Source organism: Rhizobium leguminosarum (genome assembly GCF_002953715.1).
Lineage (GTDB): Bacteria > Pseudomonadota > Alphaproteobacteria > Rhizobiales > Rhizobiaceae > Rhizobium > Rhizobium leguminosarum_V.
Window position 1 is genome coordinate 2,367,328 of sequence record NZ_CP025012.1, and the last position, 22,755, is coordinate 2,390,082.

22 protein-coding genes are annotated in these 22,755 nt (G+C 61.1%); 13 read left to right on the forward strand and 9 right to left on the reverse strand.

The genetic code is table 11. The features are described 5' to 3' along the window. Positions 1-74: 74 nt before the first annotated feature. On the reverse strand, positions 75-968 hold the full coding sequence (locus CUJ84_RS11940) for a LysR family transcriptional regulator (RefSeq protein ID WP_105006369.1): 894 nt from the start codon (positions 966-968) through the stop codon (positions 75-77). 120 nt (positions 969-1,088) lie between these two features. Between CUJ84_RS11940 and CUJ84_RS11945 the strand changes: the two genes are divergently transcribed. Both CUJ84_RS11945 and CUJ84_RS11950 read left to right on the forward strand, forming a co-directional pair. Further along, on the forward strand, positions 1,089-1,484 hold the full coding sequence (locus tag CUJ84_RS11945) for a (R)-mandelonitrile lyase (RefSeq protein WP_027689113.1): 396 nt from the start codon (positions 1,089-1,091) through the stop codon (positions 1,482-1,484). Between the two features lie 14 nt (positions 1,485-1,498). Beyond that, positions 1,499-2,488 carry an aldo/keto reductase gene (locus CUJ84_RS11950; RefSeq protein WP_105006370.1) on the forward strand — a complete coding sequence of 330 codons (990 nt, stop codon included), beginning with the start codon at positions 1,499-1,501 and terminating at the stop codon, positions 2,486-2,488. 101 nt (positions 2,489-2,589) lie between these two features. Here the strand turns inward: CUJ84_RS11950 and maiA are convergent, their stop codons facing one another. The 6 genes from maiA to CUJ84_RS11985 form a co-directional block, all read right to left on the reverse strand. Then, positions 2,590-3,225 (reverse strand): maleylacetoacetate isomerase, encoded by a 636-nt coding sequence (maiA, locus tag CUJ84_RS11955; protein ID WP_105006371.1) that lies wholly within the window; start codon positions 3,223-3,225, stop codon positions 2,590-2,592. A gap of 21 nt (positions 3,226-3,246) precedes the next feature. Beyond that, positions 3,247-3,429 carry a hypothetical protein gene (locus CUJ84_RS11960; protein WP_105008167.1) on the reverse strand — a complete coding sequence of 61 codons (183 nt, stop codon included), beginning with the start codon at positions 3,427-3,429 and terminating at the stop codon, positions 3,247-3,249. A 99-nt stretch (positions 3,430-3,528) separates the two neighbouring features. Then, positions 3,529-3,945, reverse strand: a complete 417-nt coding sequence (locus CUJ84_RS11965) for an organic hydroperoxide resistance protein (RefSeq protein ID WP_003559993.1) — start codon at positions 3,943-3,945, stop codon at positions 3,529-3,531. Between the two features lie 191 nt (positions 3,946-4,136). After that, positions 4,137-5,459, reverse strand: coding sequence for a sensor histidine kinase (locus tag CUJ84_RS11970; protein ID WP_105006372.1), 1,323 nt, complete (start codon positions 5,457-5,459; stop codon positions 4,137-4,139). After that, entirely contained in the window at positions 5,456-6,196 is a 741-nt protein-coding gene (locus tag CUJ84_RS11975) for a response regulator (RefSeq protein WP_018242315.1), read from the reverse strand. The genes CUJ84_RS11970 and CUJ84_RS11975 overlap by 4 nt, the downstream gene beginning before the upstream one ends. 223 nt (positions 6,197-6,419) lie before the next feature. Then, positions 6,420-7,469: an alpha/beta fold hydrolase gene (locus CUJ84_RS11985; protein WP_105006373.1), complete on the reverse strand. Its 1,050-nt coding sequence runs from the start codon at positions 7,467-7,469 to the stop codon at positions 6,420-6,422. A gap of 349 nt (positions 7,470-7,818) precedes the next feature. Here CUJ84_RS11985 and CUJ84_RS11990 point away from each other — a divergent pair, with 349 nt between their 5' ends. From CUJ84_RS11990 to CUJ84_RS12010, 6 genes are all read left to right on the forward strand, one after another. Further along, positions 7,819-9,594: a cytochrome c biogenesis protein DipZ gene (locus tag CUJ84_RS11990; protein ID WP_105006374.1), complete on the forward strand. Its 1,776-nt coding sequence runs from the start codon at positions 7,819-7,821 to the stop codon at positions 9,592-9,594. Positions 9,595-9,648: 54 nt separating this feature from the next. After that, the gene (locus CUJ84_RS11995; RefSeq protein WP_105006375.1) at positions 9,649-10,407 is read left to right on the forward strand and encodes an alpha/beta hydrolase; all 759 of its coding nucleotides are present in this window, start codon (positions 9,649-9,651) and stop codon (positions 10,405-10,407) included. A gap of 58 nt (positions 10,408-10,465) precedes the next feature. Beyond that, positions 10,466-10,693, forward strand: a complete 228-nt coding sequence (locus CUJ84_RS37940) for a hypothetical protein (protein WP_158686931.1) — start codon at positions 10,466-10,468, stop codon at positions 10,691-10,693. Between the two features lie 91 nt (positions 10,694-10,784). Next, positions 10,785-11,507, forward strand: coding sequence for a DeoR family transcriptional regulator (locus CUJ84_RS12000; protein ID WP_105006376.1), 723 nt, complete (start codon positions 10,785-10,787; stop codon positions 11,505-11,507). 174 nt (positions 11,508-11,681) lie between these two features. Next, on the forward strand, positions 11,682-12,710 hold the full coding sequence (gene deoC, locus CUJ84_RS12005; RefSeq protein WP_105006377.1) for a deoxyribose-phosphate aldolase: 1,029 nt from the start codon (positions 11,682-11,684) through the stop codon (positions 12,708-12,710). A gap of 5 nt (positions 12,711-12,715) precedes the next feature. Beyond that, positions 12,716-15,103, forward strand: a complete 2,388-nt coding sequence (locus CUJ84_RS12010) for an aldehyde dehydrogenase family protein (protein ID WP_105006378.1) — start codon at positions 12,716-12,718, stop codon at positions 15,101-15,103. A gap of 272 nt (positions 15,104-15,375) precedes the next feature. On the opposite strand, the gene CUJ84_RS12015 is transcribed toward CUJ84_RS12010, so the two are convergent. After that, positions 15,376-17,556 (reverse strand): OmpA family protein, encoded by a 2,181-nt coding sequence (locus tag CUJ84_RS12015; RefSeq protein ID WP_105006379.1) that lies wholly within the window; start codon positions 17,554-17,556, stop codon positions 15,376-15,378. Positions 17,557-17,886: 330 nt separating this feature from the next. Between CUJ84_RS12015 and CUJ84_RS12020 the strand changes: the two genes are divergently transcribed. The 4 genes from CUJ84_RS12020 to CUJ84_RS12035 all read left to right on the forward strand — a co-directional run bounded on the left by CUJ84_RS12020 (position 17,887) and on the right by CUJ84_RS12035 (position 20,890). Next, positions 17,887-18,660, forward strand: coding sequence for a transporter substrate-binding domain-containing protein (locus CUJ84_RS12020; RefSeq protein ID WP_047621389.1), 774 nt, complete (start codon positions 17,887-17,889; stop codon positions 18,658-18,660). Between the two features lie 113 nt (positions 18,661-18,773). Then, positions 18,774-19,580: an ABC transporter permease gene (locus CUJ84_RS12025; RefSeq protein WP_105006380.1), complete on the forward strand. Its 807-nt coding sequence runs from the start codon at positions 18,774-18,776 to the stop codon at positions 19,578-19,580. After that, a complete protein-coding gene (locus CUJ84_RS12030) occupies positions 19,577-20,407 on the forward strand; it encodes an ABC transporter permease (RefSeq protein WP_105006381.1) in 831 nt (276 codons plus the stop codon). Before CUJ84_RS12025 ends, CUJ84_RS12030 begins: the two co-directional genes overlap by 4 nt. A gap of 216 nt (positions 20,408-20,623) precedes the next feature. Further along, positions 20,624-20,890 carry an usg protein gene (locus CUJ84_RS12035; RefSeq protein WP_027684414.1) on the forward strand — a complete coding sequence of 89 codons (267 nt, stop codon included), beginning with the start codon at positions 20,624-20,626 and terminating at the stop codon, positions 20,888-20,890. A gap of 167 nt (positions 20,891-21,057) precedes the next feature. Here CUJ84_RS12035 and CUJ84_RS12040 read toward each other — a convergent pair whose 3' ends face one another. Then, the gene (locus CUJ84_RS12040; RefSeq protein ID WP_027684413.1) at positions 21,058-21,783 is read right to left on the reverse strand and encodes a DUF2270 domain-containing protein; all 726 of its coding nucleotides are present in this window, start codon (positions 21,781-21,783) and stop codon (positions 21,058-21,060) included. A gap of 115 nt (positions 21,784-21,898) precedes the next feature. Here CUJ84_RS12040 and CUJ84_RS12045 point away from each other — a divergent pair, with 115 nt between their 5' ends. After that, positions 21,899-22,717, forward strand: coding sequence for a methyltransferase (locus CUJ84_RS12045; protein WP_105006382.1), 819 nt, complete (start codon positions 21,899-21,901; stop codon positions 22,715-22,717). Positions 22,718-22,755 lie beyond the last annotated feature (38 nt).

Sequence of the window (22,755 nt, forward strand, 5' to 3'; positions counted from 1 at the left end):
GCAGGCATGATTTCGCTTCCGACAAGAGCCGGTCACCGGTGGCTGCCTGTCCGGGCGACTCGAAACGGTGGGCGTTATGGTCGATAGCGAAGTGCATCGACGAGCAGAGCAAATGCCGGCGACGTATGCCGGCGGCTCGGATAGTAGAGATGGTAACCGGAAAACGGCAGGCACCAATCCTCAAGGACGCGCACCAGCCGCCCGTCGGCAAGATACGCCTCGACCAGGTCCTCCGGCATGTATGCCAGCCCCAGACCTGCCAGTACTGCGTTCAGCCGCAGCGCTATATTGTTGAATACCAATTGCCCTTCGACCCGAACCCTGAGTTCGCGCCCATCCTTCTCGAACTCCCATGCATAAACGCTGCCATAGGTCGGTAGGCGCAGATTGATGCAATTGTGATCCGTAAGCTCCTGTGGCGTCAGTGGTTTCGGCCTGGTGCCGAAATATGCGGGAGAACCGACCACGGCCATGCGCATGTCGGGGCCAATGCGCACCGCGATCATGTCTTTCGCCACCTGTTCGCCAAGCCGCACCCCAGCATCGTAACGCTCGGCGACGATGTCGGTCAGACCGTAGTCGACGATGATCTCGACATTGATATCAGGATAATCGGGCAGCAGCTTTTCCAAGGCGGGCCAGAGGACGGCATCGGCCGCATGCTCGCCGGCATTGATGCGGATGGTGCCTGCCGGCTTCTCCCGGAACGCGCTCAAGGCAGCCAGCTCGCTCTCGATCTCGTCGAGCCGCGGTCCGATGGAAACGAGCAGACGTTCGCCCGCCTCTGTCGGCGCGACGCTGCGGGTCGTGCGTGTCAGCAATCGCAGTCCAAGCCGCTCCTCGAGCCCGCGGATGGTGTGGCTGAGCGCCGATTGCGACACACCCAGCTTGCCCGCCGCCTTCGTGAAGCTCTGTGCGCGTGCAACGGCAAGGAAGGCGATGAGGTCGTTGACGGCGGGGCGCGGCATTTATGAAACTTTCTCATGGGTTCTTGCCGTTTATACCATCTAATCGCGACCTGGCGCACGCCCTAAATACCTTGCTACTCGAGTAGACACGTCCACCCCGACATCGAAAGGAAGACAAAGATGGAGATCAAGCGAAGCGGTTCGCAGCCTTCGGCCAAGGGACCAGCCGATTGGTTTACCGGCAGCGTGCGTGTCGACCCGCTGTTTGCCGTGACCAGCCCCGCACGTGCGGCTGGCGCCAGCGTCACCTTCGAGCCCGGAGCCCGCACCGCCTGGCACACTCATCCGCTCGGCCAGACGCTGATCGTCACATCGGGCTTCGGTCGCGTGCAGCGCGAAGGCGGTCCCGTCGAGGAGATCCGCGCCGGCGACGTCGTCTCGTTCGCACCGGCTGAACGCCATTGGCACGGCGCATCGCCGACGACGGCGGTGACCCATATCGCCATCCAGGAACAGCTCGACGGCAAGGTCGTCGACTGGATGGAGCATGTCACCGACACGCAATACCAAGGTTAGAAAAGGAAATTTCTATGCAGAAGCGTGAACTTGGAAAGAGTGGACTTCAAGTCTCGGCCATCGGTCTCGGCTGCATGGGGCTGAGTTACGGCTATGGCCCGGCGACAGATATTCAGGAAGCGACCACACTGATCCGGCGGGCATTTGAACGCGGCGTGACCTTCTTCGACACGGCCGAGGCCTACGGCCCCTATAAGAACGAAGAGCTTCTGGGAGAGGCCCTCGCCCCCTTCCGCGAGGAGGTGGTGATCGCCACGAAATTCGGTTTCAACTTCGATGCCAATGGCGGCCAGAGCGGCATGAACAGCCGGCCGGAACAGATCCGCACGGTGGCCGACCAGGCGCTGAAGCGTTTGAAGACTGATGTCATCGATCTGTTCTATCAGCATCGCGTCGACCCCGATGTTCCGATCGAGGATGTCGCCGGCACGGTCAAGGCGCTGATCGAAGAAGGCAAGGTCAGACATTTCGGCCTCTCGGAAGCCGGCGCCCAGACGATCCGCCGCGCCCATGCCGTCCAGCCGGTGGCGGCACTGCAGAGCGAATATTCGCTGTGGTGGCGCGAACCCGAGCAAGAAATCCTGCCGACGCTCGAAGAACTCGGCATCGGTTTCGTTCCCTTCAGCCCGCTCGGTAAGGGCTTTCTGACTGGCGCGATCAGCGAAACGACCACCTTCGACGGCAAGGATTTCCGCAACGTCGTGCCGCGCTTTTCTCAAGAGGCACGAAAGGCCAACCAGGCGCTCGTCGATCGTCTCGGAGAAATCGCCGCCCGCAAAAAGGCAACCTCCGCCCAAGTAGCACTCGCATGGCTGCTGGCGCAGAAGCCCTGGATCGTGCCGATCCCCGGCACAACCAAGCTGCACCGCCTCGAGGAGAACATCCAGGCCGCTGAAGTCGAACTGACGGCTGAGGATCTTGCCAGCATCGAAAGCGCGCTGGCCACGATCAAGGTGGAAGGCGATCGTTATCCCGCGCATCTGCAGGCAAGGGTCAACCGCTAAAAGCGGCGGACGGGCCATAAAGGTGACGTCTTGTCGCCAAGGCTAGAACACCAGAAGAGAATCGGCCGCAGTCACTTGCGGCCGATTCTTCATAGATTGGATCATCGTCTCGGCGCCGGTGCGTTCTCCTGGAAAGCCGGTATCGCCTCCAGTCCGGCGACAATCTCCGCGATATTGGGCCAGCGGGCGAGATCGAAGCCGAGGCGCCGGGAGCTGATCGCTTGCGGGAAGAGGAAGATGTCGGCAATACCAGGCTGATCCGCAACAGCGAAAGCTCCCTGTCTGCGGCCAGCGATCATCGTCTCGACCGCGGCCATTCCTTCACCGACCCAATGACGATTCCAGGTGGTAATGGCATCGGCATCCGCCCGGAAGGTCCTGCCGAGATGCAGGCCGATCCGCGGCGGCAGCAGCGCGTGGATCTCGGCTGCGATCGCAAGCGCGATCGACCGCGCCTGCGCCCGGCCTTCCGCGGTGTCAGGCAATAACGGCGGTTCAGGCTTTATCTCGTCGAGATATTCGACGATCGCCAGCGACTGTGTGATGAGGACGCCGCTATCCGTCAGCAAGGCCGGCACGAGCCCCTGCGGATTGACGCTGCGATATCCGGCCTGCCGGCTCTCGGCATCTTCACCGAGGATGCTGACCGGCAGCGCTTCTGCCGTCAGTCCCTTCAGGGCGAGCGCGATGCGGACGCGAGATGTCGCCGAGGAAATTTCATTCTGATAGAGCTTCACGGTCTTTCTCCTTTGGTGAGGTCAGAAGAGCAGTTGCCTCGACGCCGGGATCGGCTGGAGCGGCCGCTGCTCCCCGGAAGACGAAGCTGCGGATGCCGCCGTGACGAGGCCTGCGAGCGGCGAAGGCTCCTGCGAGCTTACGTCGTAGATGCAGGGCGCGGCGAAGACCGCCACTCCCAAAAAACAGATGATCATCAATCTCATCAAATCCTCCATCGACGAGGCCCGATCGGCCTCGTCCTGTTTGCTTTCGGCTCCCGTCCCCTGTCCGCCGCAGCCAATGGCCGGCGAGGAATCCATCCATCAGGCAACGGTCAATTCGACATGGATATTGCCGCGCGTGGCCTTCGAATAGGGGCAGGTCTGGTGAGCCTCTTCAATGAGGGCTCGTGCCACATCCGCTTCGATCCCGGGCAGGCTGACCTTGAGACGGGCCTGCAGGAAATAGCCGCCATCGGCGGTTCCGAGATCAACCTCGGTGTCAACGGCAAGATCGGCTGGAAGCTTGACCTTTTGATTAGCCGCGGCGAAGCCGATCGCGCCGATGAAGCAGGCAGACCAGCCGGCGGCGAAAAGCTGTTCGGGATTGGTGCCGGCGCGGTTGCTGCCCGGAGGCGAAAGCTTGATATCCAGCTGGCCGTCGTCGCTGTGCGACGCGCCGTCGCGCCCGCCCGTCGTGTGGGTCTTGCCGGTATAGAGAACCTTGTCGATCTTTGTCATGGAACACTCCTTGTGTTGCGTCGCTCCAGGCGACTGGCCGCGCTGCGCGGCCGGGTTGACGGAGTGTGGTTTGACCGACGGATATATCCGCCATGTTTCCGAAATCGCCCGAAATGTCACAAAACGTAGCATCCGATATCGAGGACATCTTTACATACAAACATCTCGAAATTTTGCGGTGACTGCCGACGTCAACGAATGGTGACTTCCGCCGCCAGACCACCGCCGGCGCGATTGTAGAGCCGGAGTGATCCGCCGATCTTGGCCGTCAGCTGCTGGGCGATCGCAAGACCGAGACCGGTGCCGCCCGTCTCCCGGTTGCGGGATTGCTCCAGCCGGAAGAAAGGCTGCATGGCGGCTTCCAGCATATCGTCCGGAATTCCCGGCCCGCGGTCCATGACTGATATGACGATATCGTTCTCGGCGCTGCGCTCGACGCTGATCTCGGCAGCACCGGCAAACTTCAGCGCATTGTCGATGAAGTTCGACAGGATACGGCGAAGAGCATGCGGCTTGGTGAAGGCAGCACCCTGAACCAGGCCGACGACAGTGACGGCCTTTCCAGTATCCTGGTAGTCGTAGGCTATGCTGTCGATGAACGAGGCGAGATCGATGCGGGCACTCTTCTCGCCATCGCCATGCGCACTGCGTGCATAAGCAATGCCGTCCTGAACAAGGCGCTGGATCTCGCCGAGATCGTGCACCAGCTTGTCCCTCTCCGGCGAATCCTCCGCCATGTCGGCGCGCAGCCGCATGCGGGTGATCGGCGTCTGCAGGTCATGCGAGATGGCCGCCAGTATCTGGACGCGCTCTTCGAGGTAATGGGCGATCCTCTCCCGCATCGCGTTGAACGCTCTTGCCGCATGCGCGACCTCGCTCGGCCCCGCCTCACTCATAGCCGGACCGTCCTTGTTCGGGTCAAGAGCATCGGCGGCGGCGGCAAGCTCGCCGAGCGGCCGGATCGCCTGGCGAACCGCGAACCAGGTGCAGAGGATGAGCAGCACCATCTGGACGACAAAGACATAGGGCAGCCATGCGGCAATCGGCATGACACCCTTCGGCGTGACGTCGATCGTCAACGGGCTTCCGTCGCTGAGCGTCAGATGCGCCTGCAGCCGGTTCACATCGCCAGGAATTCGTTCGATCCGGATGGGAAAGCGGTGCTCGATGGCCTCCTCGATCTTTCCTGAGATTTCCGCCCCTTTGCTTGACATGTCAGGCACGCCGGGAAGGCCGGGCCCGAGCAGGAAACGATAGTTGCCGCGGCTCAGCCGATCGAGCAGATCGCCGCGTTCGCCTGGCGGAAGCCGATCGAGAACGGCAATCGACGTTGCAACGTCGCTTTCCAGCGTGCCGAGCATCACGGCTTTGGCCGACATGTAGCGCTCCATATAGAGCACACTGAACGACAGCCCGTAGGCCAAGGCCAATCCGATCAGCAGGATGAGAAAGATCCGCGACCGCAACGTGCTCGGCCACGTCAGGCCCGAACGCAAGCGGATTGCCGCCTTCATTGGCGCAGCTCCAAGATTTCGACCGGAACCGAAAACACATAGCCTTCGCTGCGCACCGTCTTGATGTAGGTCGGTTCGCGCGCATCGTCGCCCAGCCTCTGACGCAGGCGGCTGACCAGGAGATCGATAGAGCGATCGAAGAGATCGGCGTCGCGGCCCTGCGTCAGGCTCAAAAGCTGGTCGCGATTGAGCACCCGCTGCGGATGGTCGATGAACACGCGAAGCAGACGGTATTCGGCGCCGCTGAGCGCAATCGCGGTCCCCTCCTTGTCGAGAAGGTGCCGGGCCACCGTATCGAGCCGCCAGTCGCCGAAGGTCAGCAATTGTCCGGCCTCGCTGATCTGCAGGTTGGGCGGCAACATCCGCGTGCGCCGCAGCACCGCCTTGATGCGGGCGAGCAGTTCCCGTGCGGCAAAGGGCTTGGGAAGATAGTCGTCGGCGCCCATCTCCAGCCCGAGGATCCTGTCCATCTCGTCGGTGCGGGCCGTCAGCATCAGGATCGGGATCGCCTTGTGCCGGCCGGCGCGCAGTTCGCGGCACAGCACCAGCCCGTCATCGCCGGGCATCATCACATCGAGCACGATCAGGTCGACGGCATTGGCTTCGAGAAAACTGCGCATCTGGCGTCCGTCCGCGGCAACGCTCGTGCGCAGGCCGTTCTTTTGCAGGTAGCCCGAGACCAGCTCGCGGATTTCGCGATCGTCATCGACGATCAGGATGTGATCGACATGATCCATATTTCCCTATTCCTTACCGATAGAAGCGGCCCCCGCCCTCCGCCTCGATGTCGAGGCGGTTGACGCGAGCTACGCATATTCCGCCGGCCGGAGCAACGAGGCTCTGCGACCTGCTGCACAATTCCTTAAATCGGAATCGATTTAAGGAATTGTGCAGCAATTCAAAGTGTTACAGCGTCTTATGCGCGTTTGAAAAGACGCGCGGCGCTGTAATGGCGCCGATCTAGAAGCGATCGACGTCTATGACAGCTTGCGCGAAGGCCTGCGGCGCTTCCTGAGGCAGGTTGTGGCCAATGCCGCCGCCGATCGTGCGATGCTCGTATTTGCCGGAGAATTTTCCGGCATAAGCGGAAGGCTGCGGATGCGGCGCACCGTTTGCATCGCCCTCCATGGTGATGGTCGGCACCGAAATGACAGGCGTGGCGGCGAGCGTCGTCTCGTAGGCATCGTACTTGGCCTCGCCTTCGACAAGCCCCAGGCGCCAGCGATAATTGTGAATGACGATCGCAACGTGATCGGGATTGTCGAAGGCAGCGGCCGACCTGTCGAATGTCGCATCGTCGAAGTTCCACTTCGGCGATGCCGTCTGCCAGATAAGCTTTGCGAAATCATGGGTGTTGCTCTCGTATCCCTGACGACCGCGTTCGGTGGCGAAATAGAACTGGTACCACCAGGCAAGTTCGGCTTTCGGCGGAAGCGGCTTCTTGTTGGCCTCCTGGCTGCCGATCAGGTAGCCGCTCACCGATACCATCGCCTTGCAGCGCTCGGGCCAGAGCGCCGCCATGATGTTGGCGGTCCGCCCCCCCCAGTCGTAACCGGCAATCACAGCCTTCTCGATATCGAGCGCATCGAGCAGCGCGATCATATCGGCGGCGAGCGCTGACGGCTGGCCGTTGCGCGGCGTCTGGTCGTCCAGGAAGCGCGTCGTCCCGTAACCGCGCAGATAAGGCACGATCACCCTGTAACCTGCCGAGGCAAGCAGCGGCGCGACATCGACGAAACTATAGATGTCATAGGGCCAGCCATGCAGCAGCAATACGACCGGGGCATCCGCCTTTCCCGCCTCGGCATAACCGATGTCGAGCACGCCTGCCTTGACCTGCTTCAGCGCTTCGAAGGACGTGTTGGTTCCGGGTTTTATAGCTGGCACCGATGCGGCAGTCGCAGACGACTGGGCGGCGGCCGTGCCGGCCACGCCGAATTCGACGGCCGCAAGGGCGACTGCCGTCATGCCGAAGAAACGGCGGCGGTGATGGTTGATTTGCTCTGACATCGGTCTCTCCTGTCGAATGGATCACGTCGCGAAAAGGCGCTCTACTTGTATCCCCGATATGTCGTAAGCAACCGTTTTTTGAATGCGGGTGTAGCTTCCGGTCACCTGGATACATTCCGATACAATCGCGCTGCCGCAGCAAGTGGTCGCATTGGCCGCAGCCGTTTCCTCGCCACTGCGGCAGTTTGTATCGCTTTGTATCGCCGCGGCCCGACCCCGACACTTCGGTACATTTTCCCGCAAAGCCGGACACATCGGGGATACTTCACACCGGCCATATCCCCGCCGTTGCTGGTTCAGGCCCCATCGCCGCCCAGAGCCCGATCAATCGGTTTCAAAGGAAACGATGATGACACTTCTGATCATTGCCTATCTCGGAGGCGCACTGACGATCCTCAGCCCGTGTATCCTGCCCATACTCCCCTTCGTCTTCGCCCGCGCCGGACAGCCCTTCGTCAGAAGCACGCTGCCGATGCTGGCAGGCATGGCCGCCACTTTCGCGCTGGTCGCCACACTTGCCGCAGTCGGTGGCAGCTGGGCCATTCGCGCCAATGAATATGGCCGCCTTGCCGCCATCGTCCTGCTTGCCCTCTTTGGCGCAAGCCTGCTTTCACCGCGAATCGCAAGCACGCTTGCCCGGCCGATCGTCGACCTTGGCAACAATCTTATGAACGCCACCGGCGGCGGGCGCGGCACCACGACAGTGAAGAGCGCGCTTCTTCTCGGTGTCGCCACCGGACTGCTCTGGGCGCCCTGCGCCGGTCCGATCCTCGGCCTTGTGCTGACCGGAGCTGCATTGCAGGGCGCCAATCTGCAAACAACCTTCCTGCTGATCGCTTATGCCGCTGGTGCTGCAAGTTCGCTTGCCGTCGCCCTGCTTGTCGGCGGCAAGCTCTTTGCCGCCATGAAGCGCTCCCTCGGCCTTGGCGACCGGATTCGCCAGGTGCTCGGCGCTGCCGTGTTGGCGGGTGTCGTCGTCATTGCGCTTGGACTGGATACCAGCCTGCTGGCGCGGATTTCCTATGCCAGCACCGCGTCCCTGGAACAGGCCGTGCTTGACAGGCTGCATGCGAAGCCCTTGGGCGGCGCATCCTCCGAGGTGGCGAGCAAGGAGGTGATGATCGCCGCAGCTGATGAGAAGAAGCCCTTCCGTAGCGACTTGCCCGTCGAAGGCCACGCCCCTTCGCTCGCCGGCGCGGTCGAATGGCTGAACTCTGAGCCTCTCACCACGGAACAGCTGCGCGGCAAGGTCGTGCTCGTCGATTTCTGGACCTATTCCTGCATCAACTGCATTCGCACCATCCCCTATGTCAGGGCCTGGGCCGAAAAATATGCGGATCAGGGCCTCGTCGTGATCGGCGTCCACGCCCCGGAATTTGCCTTCGAGAAGAAGATCGACAACGTCAAGAAGGCGATCGGCGACTTTCAGATCGGCTATCCCGTTGCGATCGACAATGATTACAGCATCTGGCGCGCCTTCGAAAACAGCTACTGGCCTGCCGCTTATCTGATCGATGCCAAAGGCCAGATCCGGTACCACCATTTTGGCGAAGGCAATTACAGCAGGACCGAAAAGGCCATTCAGGACCTGCTGCGCGAAGCCGGCAGCCAGACGACGGCAAGCGCGCCGGTCGTACCTGATGCCAAGGGCGTGGAAGCAGGTCCTGATCTCGGCAATATCCGCTCCGGCGAGACCTATCTCGGCTACGAACAGGCGGCGAACTTCGCCTCTCCGGAAGGGCTGCAGGCCGACACGGCGAAAAACTATTCGATCGCCGCACCCGGCCTCAATAGCTGGGGCCTGTCCGGAACCTGGACCGTCGGCCGGGATCAGGCGACGCTTGATCAGCCGGGCGGCGGCATCACCTACCGCTTCAGCGCCCGCGATCTGCATCTCGTTCTTGGTCCCGGCGCCGGCGACAAGCCGATCCGCTTCCAGGTGAAGATCGACGGCAAGGCGCCAGGACCTGACCACGGCGCAGACATCGATGCCAACGGCAACGGTACGGTGACCGCGACCAAGCTTTACCAGCTCGTCCGCCAGTCCGGCACGGTCGCCGCCCGCAACTTCGAGATCAGCTTCCTCGACCCTGGTGTGCAGGCCTACGCCTTCACCTTCGGCTGAGCCCGAGACGCATCACTATCCCGATCATCAACGTCAACCAAAGGAGTAATAGTCATGAACAAACGTCTCATCTTTACGGCAGCCCTTGCCTTTGCCACCACCGCCATCGCATTCGCGGCAGAGGCTGCCGCGGTCAAGAATATCGTGATCGTCCACGGCGCGCTGGCCGACGGCTCGGGATGGCGCAAGGCGACGGACATTCTTGAGAAGCGCGGCTTCAACGTCACCATCGTCCAACAGCCCATCACCTCGCTCGACGACGATGTGGCGGCGACCAAGCGCGTTCTCGACCTGCAAGAAGGACCAACCCTGCTCGTCGGCCACAGCTATGGCGGCGTGGTCATCACCGAAGCCGGTAACGATCCCAATGTCGCGGGCCTCGTCTACGTCGCGGCGTTCCAGCCCGACAAGGGCGAAAGTCTGCTCAGTCTCGCCAGCTCGAAGCCTGCCGGCAGCATGGATATAAGGGAAACGAAGGACGGCAAATATCTCTATCTCGATCCGGGCGCCTTCGCCTCGGATTTCGCAGCCGACCTTCCGCAAGCCGAAGCCGATTTCATGGCAAAGTCACAGGTCTTCGCCTCGAAGCAAGCATTCTCCGCCAAGATCACCCAACCGGCATGGCGGACAAAGAAAAGCTGGTCGATCGTCGCTACCGAGGATCGCTCCATCAACCCCGAGCTCGAGCGTGACATGGCAAAACGTGCCGGCAGCGACGTGACTGAGATCAAGGCCAGCCACGCCGTCTTCGCCTCCCAACCTGAAAAGGTTGCCGATGCGATCGAAACGGCAGCAAGGAAAGCCGGCGAGTAGCGCGCAATCGCGAGGATGAAGCCTCTGGTCGGAAGGCTACCCGACCAGAGGCGTGACGATGTCGCCCCTGCCGGCCGGGAATGTCGCGCTCGTCGTCACCCGCTCCCCGCAGCAGAAGTCGGCACCACCTATACAGTTTTGTGACTATTCCATCAAAAAATGGAAGATCAGTCACAAATTCTCATTTCAAATCGAGCGGTTTCCCTATAAAATTGAGGCGATACGCCATGTCGCGCGCAACCGGTTGGTGCAGCAGCTATATCTCGGCGCAAATGCCGGATCGTAGATCAAGGGAAAAACTAGATGGGAATGGCAGTCCTTTGTTAAATTTTCATCAGAACACTAGTGCAGTCTGAATGATAAGGGAGACATGCGATATGGATAGTCGCAGGGGCCGGCGCATCGCAGTCTTATCCGAGGCCCTTTCACAACATCGCATTCTGCACATCAAGAATGCTGCCGAGATCCTGGGCGTCTCGGAGATGACGGTTCGGCGTGATGTCAGCGCCAATGCAGGCCAGTTCGCGTTTCTCGGCGGCCATATCGTTCCGGCTGTCGAAGCGGAAAGCGATCCCTATGAAATTTCCAAGGCGGCCGACAGTCATGCCGCTGCAAAACGGCAAGTTTGCACGCAAGCCATTGATTACATTCACCATGATGACACGGTGTTTTTCGATTGCGGCACCACCTTGCCTTATCTGGTCGATCTTCTCCCAGACCGGATTCACATAACGGCGATCTGCTACGCCATGAATGTCGCCGATCGTCTGACGCGAAAACCCAACGTTCGCCTTGTTATGCTCGGTGGTCTTTACCACCCGGCATCGGCGAGCTTTTCCGGTGCCTCAGGGCTGGAAATGCTCGATCAGCTTGTGATCAACGTGGCATTTCTTTCTGCAGCCGGTGTCGATGCCCGGCGTGGCGCGACCTGCGCGCATTTTCACGAAGCGGAGATCAAGAAAAAAGCGATGTCCCGGGCACGAAAGAATATTCTTCTCGCCGACAGCAGCAAAATCGGCAAGCTGAAACCAGCCTTTTTCAGCGACATGAAGTCATTCGATGTGGTCATCACCGAAAACGGCATGACCGATTTCGACTGAGAAATCCGCGTTTTTCTGCGTCTGTCGAAATCTAAACTTGACGCGGCGGCACGGTGATGCAAACCTCACAAACAATGAAAAAAAGATCACATTTGAGCCAGTTGTGAAGCTTCCGCTGCGTGCATCTGCACGGATGGCAACAGGACCTTCACGCTCTGACCAGGAGGATTCTACTTGGAAACCGTTGCTGTTCACAATGCGGCAAGCGCGGCGCATCATGGAGCCCCTTCGCGATCGCCGGACCTCACCCATAACCGGCCGCGCAATACCGGTATGGAACTCGATCTGTCGTGGGTGCTTGACACCCGGGTCAACCTGTCTGCCACCGAGCGCCGCATAGCCTCGCTTCCCGGACGCCGAACCGTCAAAAAGGATGTACAAGCGGCTTGGCTCCTGAAGGCGGTTACCTGCATCGATCTGACGACGTTGAACGGCGATGATACTCCCGAGCGCGTCAAGCGGTTGTGCGCGAAGGCGATGAATCCGGTACGCGCCGACATTCTGGATTCGCTCGGCATGAGCGGCCGTTCGATCACAACCGGCGCCATCTGCGTCTACCATCGTTTTGTTGCAACGGCCGTCGAGGCGCTCGGAGATTCCGGCATTCCGGTCGCCGCGGTTTCGACCGGTTTCCCCGCCGGCCTCAGCCCGCACCACCTCAAGGTCAAGGAAATCGAGGCGTCGGTTGCCGATGGCGCGAAGGAAATCGACATCGTCATCACCCGTGAGCATGTGCTGACCGGCAACTGGACAGCACTCTACGAGGAAATGACGGAATATCGCGCCGCCTGCGGTGATGCGCATGTCAAGGCCATTCTGGCGACCGGCGACCTGAAGACACTCCGCAATGTCGCCAGGGCCTCGTTGGTCTGCATGATGGCGGGAGCCGATTTCATCAAGACCTCGACCGGCAAGGAAGGCGTCAATGCGACGCTGGCCGTCACATTGACCATGCTGCGGGCGATCCGCGCCTACCAGGAGCGCACCGGTATCAAGATCGGCTACAAGCCGGCCGGTGGCATTTCCGCGGCGAAAGACGTGTTGAACTACCAGTTCCTGATGAAGGACGAACTGGGGCGCGAGTGGCTGGAGCCTGATCTCTTCCGCATCGGTGCATCAAGCTTGCTCGCGGATATCGAGCGGCAGCTGGAGCATCACGTCACCGGTGCCTATTCGGCCCTCAACAGACACCCGATTGGATGATCCAGATGACTGTTGCAAAGTATTTCGACGAAATGTCCTACGGCCCTGCCCCTGAATCCGATATCGAAGCTCGCGACTGGCTAGCGCGCCACGCTTCCGGTTTCGGTCACTTCATCAACGGCGCGTTCGTGCCCTCCGCGTCGGGCAAGAACTTCGACACGTTCGAGCCAGCCACCGGCAAGGTCCTGGCGAAGCTCGCGAACGGCGGCGCGGCGGACGTGGACAACGCGGTTGCTGCGGCCCGCAAGGCACAGGCGTCATGGGCGCGACTGCCGGGCCACGCGCGCGCGCGCCATCTCTATGCGCTTGCCCGGATGATCCAGCGCCATGCGCGTCTGATTGCTGTGGTCGAGGCAATCGACAACGGCAAGCCGATCCGCGAAACCCGCGATCTGGACGTGCCACTGGCAGCCCGTCATTTCTATCATCACGCCGGATGGGCGCAGATCCAGGACACGGAATTCGCCGATCATGTGCCGGTGGGCGTCGTCGGCCAGATCATCCCGTGGAATTTCCCATTCCTGATGCTGGCCTGGAAAGTGGCGCCGGCTTTGGCGCTCGGCAACGCCGTCATCCTGAAGCCTGCCGAATTCACGTCGCTGACGGCGCTTCTCTTTGCCGAACTGGCATCCGCGGCGGGCCTTCCGGCGGGCGTGCTCAATATCGTGACGGGAGAAGGCGAAACAGGCGCGCTGCTCGTCGGGCATGAGGATATCGACAAAATTGCCTTTACCGGATCGACCGAAGTCGGGCGCGTCATTCGCGAGCGTACCGCAGGTAGCGGTAAATCGCTGACGCTGGAACTCGGCGGCAAGTCACCTTTCGTCGTTTTTGACGACGCCGATATCGACGGCGCCGTCGAAGGCGTGGTCGACGCGATCTGGTTCAATCAGGGACAGGTCTGCTGCGCCGGTTCGCGGCTGCTGGTCCAGGAAGGCATCGCCGATCTTTTCCACGAGCGGCTGAAGCGCCGGATGCAGACATTGCGGGTCGGTCAGCCTTTGGACAAGTGCATCGATATGGGTGCGATCATCGCGCCCGTGCAGTTGACGCGTATCGAAGCGCTAGTGAAAAAGGGAGTTTCAGAAGGCGCGACACTGCATCAGGCTAAGATCGACCTGCCGAAGGGCGGCAGCTTCTACCCGCCGACGCTTCTCAGCGGCGTGCAGCCGACATCGATCGTCGCGACCGAGGAAATCTTCGGGCCGGTTGCGGTCTCCATGACTTTCCGGACACCGGAAGAGGCTATCCAGCTTGCCAATCACACCCGCTACGGCCTCGCCGCCAGCGTCTGGAGCGAGACGATCGGCTTGGCGCTGAACGTTGCGGCAAAGCTTGCAGCCGGCGTGGTCTGGGTGAATGCCACCAATCTTTTCGATGCCGCCGTCGGTTTTGGCGGCAAGCGCGAATCCGGATTCGGCCGCGAAGGCGGACGCGAAGGTTGCTACGAATATCTGAAGCCGAAGGCTTGGGTCGGTCGCAAGGCGCGCGCAGCAATGCCCGCACTTTCGCAAGTAAAGCCGGTTGCCGGCGATTTTGCCCTGCCAAGCATCGACCGGACGGCAAAGCTCTTCATCGGCGGCAAGCAGGCGCGCCCGGACGGCAATTATTCCCGTGTCATCGCCTCGGCCAAGGGCAAGGCGATCGGGGAGGTCGGCGAAGGCAACCGCAAGGACATCCGCAATGCGGTGGTTGCCGCACAGGCCGCCTCCGCCTGGTCGAATGCGACCACTCATAACCGCGCCCAGATTCTCTATTACATCGCCGAAAACCTCAGTGGCCGCGCCGACGAGTTCGCCTCGCGGATAACAGCGATGACCGGACCTTCCGCAGCCAATGCAAATGCCGAGGTCGACGCCGCGATTTCCCGTCTCTTCACCTACGCAGCCTGGGCGGACAAATACGAGGGCGGCATTCACCAGCCGCCGCTTCGCGGCGTTGCCCTGGCCATGCCGGAAGCCATCGGCGTTGTTGGCGTCATTTGCCCGCCGGAAGCGCCGCTGCTCGGTTTTATCAGTATGGTTGCGCCGTTGATTGCCACCGGCAATCGTGTCGTCGTGGTGCCGAGTGAGCCCTTCCCGCTTTCGGTCACGGATTTCTATTCCGTTCTGGAAACGTCGGATGTGCCTGCCGGTGTCGTCAATATCGTCACCGGGTCGGCGATCGAACTGGCAAAGACCCTTGCCGCGCACAATGACGTTGATGCGTTGTGGGCCTTCGGCTCGGCGGAACTTTCGACGACGGTGGAGAAGCTGTCTTCGGGCAATCTCAAGCGAACCTTCGTGGACAATGGCAAGGCGACGGACTGGATGGACAGAGCCGCTGGCGAAGGCGCGCTATACCTTCGCCGCGCTGTGGATGTGAAGAATATCTGGATCCCCTACGGAGAATAGGGGATCCAACTCTGGTCATCCGGGCGGGAGGAGAACCGCACCGGCAGGCGTGAGCAGCTGTGAGCCTTCATGGTGGCGTCGGCAGCACCGCATAGGCGCTAAAGGGCGTCGCAATGCCTCGATGATCGACGACAATCTGCTCTCCTGCCGGCACCTCCCGCTGGCGGAGAACAGGGAGCGAGCCGCACTTCTCAACCGTCCTTCAAACCACTTGGAAAGAAGAAGCAAAGGCGGAATGCCCCTCCCAAGAATGGAGAGGGGCACCCACATCATCACTTGTTGGCAGCGACCGGGCGGACCAGTGCCGTGACGCGGCGGATGGTGACGCGGCGGTTTTCCTGCTCAGGGGCCGACGTGTTGACCTTGAGGTAGCTCTCACCATAGCCCTGCGTCGCAAGGTTCTCCGGCGCGATGCCGTAGACGTCGGTGAGCACGTTGGCGACGGATTCTGCCCGCTGGTCGGAGAGGATCAGGTTGCTCTGGTCTGAGCCGACAGCATCCGTATGACCCTCGATCAGGAAGGTCTCGCTCGGATCCTTCTCGAGCACCTGACTGATCGCGTCGGCGACCTTGCGCAACGTGCGCGCCTGGGTCATCGGAATGTCGGCGCTACCGGTCGCGAAGGTGATCGTGTCGAGGTCGATGCGGCGCACCTTATCGCGGATGCGGGCCGAATACTTCACCTCGTCCAGCGAATAGACGCGCTCCACCGGCTCGACCGGCGGCTCGCTCAGGAACTCGTAATAGTCCCGGTTCGGGTCGCTGCGGGTGTCGATGATGTAGTCGCTGAGCGGTACGCGCAGCCGCATCGGCGGCAGGTCGGCGCCCGGATCCTCGAAATAGTCGCGGTCCGGATCGTCATAGAGGTCCTGCGAATAGTAGAGCACGTTCTCGCGTCCGCGGGCATCGACGCGCGACCGCTGGATGATGTCGCCGTAGCGGTTGCGGATCGTCACGATGCGGTAACCTTCCGGCCGTGTGATCGTCTCGCGGTAGCGGTCGCCGGAGAGCTCCTCGTAGCTCGGCCGTTCGCCGTCGCGCAGGAAACGCCTGTCGTCGTCGCCGCGCACGATCGTCCTGTTGTCGTACTGGATGATCACACGGCTGTCGTCGCCGCGATCGTCAAAGCGCGCGCCGTCGGGACGGACGAATTGCGGCCGCTCGTCGAGCTTCCTGCCCTTCTCGCGGGTCACCGCCTCGAGCTTGACCGGCGCCGGCGCCTTGGCGCCAGTGGCGGCCTGTGCATCGGCATCCGAGGTCGGCACCTTCACCTCCTGGCTGTCGGCGCGCTGCCTGTCGCGGTCGCGGCGGCCTTCCCGGCCCTTGCTGCGGTCGGCATCCTTGTCGCTGTCGAGCACAGCGGCACCGTTCTCCACCGGCAGCACGACGGTTTCGCTGCTCTTGGCCGGATCTGCGGCGATCTTCTTACGGCGCTCCAGCTCCTCGGGCGAAGCCTTTTCCGGTGCTGGAATGGCTTGCTCCACCTGCTGGCCGCCACTGGCATCCGGCAGCGGCTGGGCAGTGTCAGTCGCGGGCGCAGCCGGCTTTTCGCCGGCGGGCTGTTCGCCGGCAGGCTTTGCCGCCGCGCCATCCTTGGGCTTTTCGGCAGGCGCAGCTTCCGGGGCCGCCGCCTTGTCTTCGGTCGTCTTGTCCGTAGGTGCTTTGTCTGCGGGTGCTGCAGTCTCGCCCTTTGCCGGCTTTTTCTCGGCCGGCGCTTCGGCGGCGGGTTTTTCCTCCGGCTTGGTTTCGGGTTTGGCCGGCTCGGCGGTCGGCGTCACGGCCTCAGGCGCGGCAGGCTGGGCCTCCTTCTCGGCCTTGCCCTTGCCTTTATCCCGACCCTGGGCCTTGTCCTGCCCTTTATCTCGCTTGCCGCCTTCCGGCTTGGCTTCTGGCTGTGCCTGGTCCGTCTCCGGCTGAGCTTCCTTGGCCGCCGGCTGCTGTTCGGGCTCGGCCTGCTGCGTTTCCTGTTTCTTCGGCTTTTTCGGCTTGTCCTGGGTTACCGGCTGCTGCGGCTCGGCCTCCGGCTTTGCCTCGGGCTGGGCTTCCGATTTGGCTTTCCGCTCCGGCTTGCTTTCCGGCTGCGGAGCAGGCTCCGCTTTCGGCGCGGCTTCGGCCTTGGGCGGTTCCGGCGCTGCCTTGGGTTCGGGCGCCGGAGCTTCCTTCCGCTCAGCCTTCGGCTTTTCGGCGGGCGCTTCCTGCTGCGCCGGCTTCTCGGCGGCCGGCGCCTGTTCGGCCGGGGCTTCCTCCTTCTGCTTGCGCTTCTTCTTCAGTAACTCCTCTTCGGAAGGCGCATCCTGCGCAACCTGGAAGCTGCCTTGCTCGGCCTGCCGCACGGGCGAAGCCTGAGTCGTGACGTCGCGCACGGCCGCCATCGCCGCTGCCGGCTGTAGAGCAAGCGAAAGAGAAAGCAACGGAAAAGCCGCGCTCGCGAACAATCTTGATTTCATGCCCATCGGGTTTCCTCGATCCTGTTTGAGCTTCTTGAGGCCGTAAGGCCCTGGTTCCGCCCCTAGCTTCGCATTGAGGCGAAACGGCGGAATGGCAATTGCCGAGCCGCCGATTTGTTCCGGTTCTAGGAAGGTGGGGATTAACCTCGCGTGAATGTTGCAGTCTGCCCGCGTTCATCTCGCCTGCTATTTGCACCGCACAATTGCGATGGGATTTGTGTTGCAATTCCATCAAAAAAAGTCTGATTATCGCCGCAAGGCGGTCTCGGGACCGTTGAACTGCGGCCGTCAGCCCAAGAGAAAAAGGAGCGGCGGCTACCAACAGAGAGGATCCTCATGCTTAATCCTACCCGTATTTTCGCGGCAGCCTCGATCGCGGCGATGTCCCTTTTTGCCGGCTCGGCCATGGCCGATGGCGAGAAATATGTGATCGGCACCGATTCGACCTATCCGCCCTTCGAATTCGTTGATGCCAGCGGCACGATCCAGGGCTTCGACATCGACATCACCAAGGCGCTCTGCGCTGAAATGAAGGCCGAATGCTCCTTCGTCAGCACCGACTGGGACGGCATCATCCCGGCGCTCAACGCCAAGAAATTCGACATGATCGTTTCCTCCATGTCGATCACGCCGGAGCGTCTGAAGCTCGTCGACTTCTCCAACAAGTACTACAACACCCCGCCGGCCATTGCCGTGCCGAAGGATTCGACGATATCAGACGTCGCCGGCCTCAAGGGCAAGGTGATCGGCGCGCAGACCTCCACGACGCACGCCAACTATGCCGAGAAACATCTCGCCGACACTGAGCTGAAGCTCTATCCGACCGCTGACGAATACAAGCTCGACGTTGCCAGCGGCCGCGTCGACGCCGTCATCGACGACGTCGTCGTTCTCTCCGAATGGGTCAAGTCCGACGCCGGCGCCTGCTGCAAGATTCTGACGACCCTGCCGGTCGACAAGGAAATCAACGGCAACGGCGCAGGCATTGCCATCCGCAAGGGCGACCCGCTGAAGGAAAAGCTGAACACAGCGATCGCTGCGATCCGCGCCAGCGGTGAATACAAGAAGATCCAGGACAAGTACTTCGACTTCGACGTTTACGGCGAATAAGAAATTCGTTATCTGGCCGACAAAGGTAATGGCGGAAGGCTTGCTCTTCCGCCATTTTTGTTTGACAAAGATGGCAAGATTAAAACGGCAAAAGCCGTGAGGGGAATTCTCGCATGGGCGGATTATTTTCCGCGCTGGGCTCCTTCTGGAGCTGGGTTGTGCACATTTTCGATCCGCTGTGCGGACCCGTTGGCATCTTCACTTGGTTGGGTCAGTCGACGATTCTCACCTGTGGCGATACCGGTTGGGGCGACGAGATCGCTCTTGGCCTGCAGGTCACCGTTTCGGTGGCGATCGTCACCTTGCCGATCGGCCTCGCCATCGGTTTCCTGGTGGCGCTCGGCCAGCAGTCGGAGGAAAAGTCGCTGCGGCTGGCGGCCGGGATCTATACGACGATCTTCCGCGGCCTGCCGGAGCTTCTGACGCTCTTCATCATCTACTACGGCATGCAGATGCTGATCCAGTCTCTGCTGACCTTCGTCGGTTATGACGGGCCGCCGGTCGAGATCAACGCCTTCCTCGCCGGCGTCATCGCGCTTTCTGTCGTTTTCTCGGCCTACTGTTCGGAAGTGCTGCTCTCGGCCTTCCGCGCCATCCCCAAAGGACAATATGAAGCCGGCGACGCGCTGGGGCTGCATCGCGGCCGCACATTACGCCTCGTTATCCTGCCGCAACTCGTGCGTATTGCGCTGCCGGGCCTGACGAACCTCTGGATGGTGCTGCTGAAGGACACCTCCTACGTCTCGATCATCAGTCTTGCCGATATCCTGCGCCAGACAAGTGTCGCCGTGCGCGTGACCAAGGAACCCTTCTTCTTTTACGGTGTGGCCTGCTGTCTCTATCTGGTGCTCGCCGTCCTCTCCTCCTTTCTGCTCGTCTATGTCGAGCGTTGGGCCAAGCGTTCGGAGGTCCGTCGATGAGCTACGCCGAAACGCTGATTCCGCCGCAGCCTGCGCCCCGCAAGGTGATGAAGCCGATGACGCCGGCGCGTATGGCCGGCTATATCTTTGTCGCCATCTGGGCTGTGCTCGCAGCACTTCTTCTCATTTCCGGCGTCAATGGTTGGGATCCGGAAAAATTCACCCGCTACGGGCCGCGTTACCTCCATGGTCTCTGGATAACGCTGAGTCTCGTTTTCATTTCCGTCATCTGCGGCGCCATCTTGTCGCTGCCGCTTGCCATGGCGCGCATGTCAAGGAACCGGGTGCTGAATGCGCTGGCCTACGGCTACATCTATTTCTTTCGCGGCACGCCGCTGCTTGCCCAGCTGTTCCTGGTCTATTACGGCCTCGGCGTATTCCGCCCGCAGCTTGAGGCCGTCGGCATCTGGTGGTTCTTCCGCGAGGCCTGGTATTGCGGCCTTTTTGCCATGACCATCAATACCGCGGCCTACCAGGCGGAAATCCTGCGCGGCGCGATCGAAAGCGTGCCGCACGGCCAGCACGAGGCGGCCGCGGCACTCGGCATCCATAAGAACATCGCCTTCCGCAAGATCATCCTGCCACAGGCCTTGATCGTCGCACTTCGCCCTTACGGCAACGAGATTATCCTTTTGATCAAGGGCTCTGCGGTCGTCGCCATCATCACCGTGCTCGACCTGATGGGCGAAACCCGCTACGCCTTCTCCCGCACTTTCGATTACCAGACCTATCTCTGGGCAGCGATCTTCTACCTCACCATCGTTGAGGCGCTACGCCATCTCTGGGCCTGGATCGAGCGCCGCCTGACCCGGCATCTCAAGCGCTGATGCATGACACCGAAAAGTGTGTCGCGGTTTCGGGCGTCTTGCATTTAACAAAGCCGGTTTGGCAGCACTCTCCGAGTGATGCTGCCAAACTATTGATATTAAAAATAAATTGCCCTTTTATGGAGTATCTGTAAAGCTTCCGTTAACCACTCGCATGTTTCCATATCATGCAGCGCTAATAAGCGCGCGAGTGGGAACAAGAAGAAGCGGAATACGATGCACAAGGACATGGAAAAACAATTACAGGGTTATGGTCTGACGACAGCCCAGATCCTTTACCACCTGCCGGACCACCCGGTGATCCTGCAAACCTATGTCTGGCAGGACTACGACCTCGCCCCCGATTTTCCCGAAATGCGCGGTTTCCTGAAATTCTGGGAAGAGAAGCTCGACGGGCCGCTGCATTCGGTGCGTTACATCCATCGCAAGCTGATCTCGGCAACCGAGTGGCGCGCACTGAAGGGCGAGTTCATCCTGCACTGATCGGCTCTAGAGCATGATGCCGAAAAGTGTAAGCGGTTCGGGAGACATCATGCTCCACTACATAATTCCTTAAATCGGAAGCGATGTAAGGATAAAATCATGCAGCAACTCCAAGTGCTATGGCGTTCTCTAGGCGTCTAAGAAGACGCGCGGCGCTGTAGGCCGCCTCAGACATGCGCCTCGCCATGGCCGAATTCGCCTTCGTCACGATCCGGGCGAAGCGCGAAACCGAGCATGCCGAGATAGAAGGCGATGACGATTGCGATGACCGCAAGGCCGGGAACCGGCCCGAGCACGGCATTGTCGATGACATAGGCCCATGACTGCGCCTGCAGCGCCGGCATGCCTTCCGTCTGCAATTTCGGCGTCGAGATCTTCAGGCACCACGCAAGGAGCAGGATGAAGTACATCCAGCCGTAATTACGCTTGAGACGGCGGTGCATCGCCTCTTGATAGCTGAGCAGGAAGCGCGGCTTTCGCAGGCTGCTGGCAACCACCGCGGCCCATTCGCCGCCAGCTCTAGCCTCGGGCGCCAGAATCTCAGCGAAATAGCAGCGCTCGATCTGGCGTATGCGGGCACGGTAGATATCGAAGAAGCGGTAGCGCCGCGCCTCGATCATCAGAAGCAGCGTCACCAGCATCATCCCGAACAGCAGCACCCCGTGATGCGAGGTCGGCGTCGACAGCGAAACCGAGAGGAGTGCTGCGACCACCGTGATCGCCCAGTTGGACGTCCGGTCGATGCGGTCGCGCCAGCTCGTCATCCGCCCGAGTTCACCGCGGTAATAATGGCAGAGCGTATTGGTGACCTCGCCTGGCGTACTGGGCAGCAGCAATGGCCGCCCGCCCTCTCCTTCCCTTGCCGATAGCGTCCTGTCTTCCTCCATTTTCATGGCTCATTCCTCCCTTCGTCTTCTTTTCGGCCATTCTGCGCCCGCAAGCGCACCATTGCAAAACATCGAAAGCCGCCTTAGACGCATGCCTGAAACAAAAGGACGATGGACTGCGATGGCTATGAAGATCGACGAAGAAGCCCTTGGCGAGGCCTATAACCGCGCGCTGGCGCTGGAAAAGGCCGGCGATGTCGAGGCAGCGGTTGCAGCCTATCAGGAAGTCCTGGCAATCGACCCCGACGATCACGGCGGTGCGGCAGTGCGCATCGCCGCGATGGGCCGCGGCGAAACGCCGGTCAAGGCGCCCGACGCCTATGTCGAGACCTTGTTCGACCAGCATGCCGAGGTTTTCGAGGACGTGCTCGTCGAGCAGCTCGGCTATCACGTGCCGATGCTGGTGCGCCAACGCCTGCAGGCGCTGAAGCTCGGACCGTTCAAGCGGCTGCTCGATCTCGGCTGCGGCACGGGCCTCACCGGCGGCGCACTGCGCGACCTCTGCGCCGATATGACCGGCATCGACATATCGGAGAAGATGGTCGAGATTGCCCATGAGAAGGATCTCTACGAGACGCTCTTCGTTGCCGAGGTCGAGGATTTCCTCGACGACAACGACGAGGAAGCCTTCGACATCATCGCCGCCACCGACGTACTGCCCTATCTTGGCGCCCTCGAACCGCTGTTCTTCGGCGCCGCCGAGAATCTGACGCCGGACGGCTTGTTCATCTTCTCCTCGGAAACCCTGCCCGAGGAAATACTCGCCGGCCGCGCCTACATGGTCGGCCCGCACCAGCGTTTCGCCCATGCCGACGCCTATGTGAGAGAACGTCTGACGGCCACCGGTTTCGAACTCGTCGAGATATCGGATATCAACGTACGCATGGAAGACGGCCAGCCGACACCAGGCCATCTGGTGATCGCCAGATATATCGGCTGACGGAATAGTTTTACGGTTGGCGAAGTATCTGTTGCGTG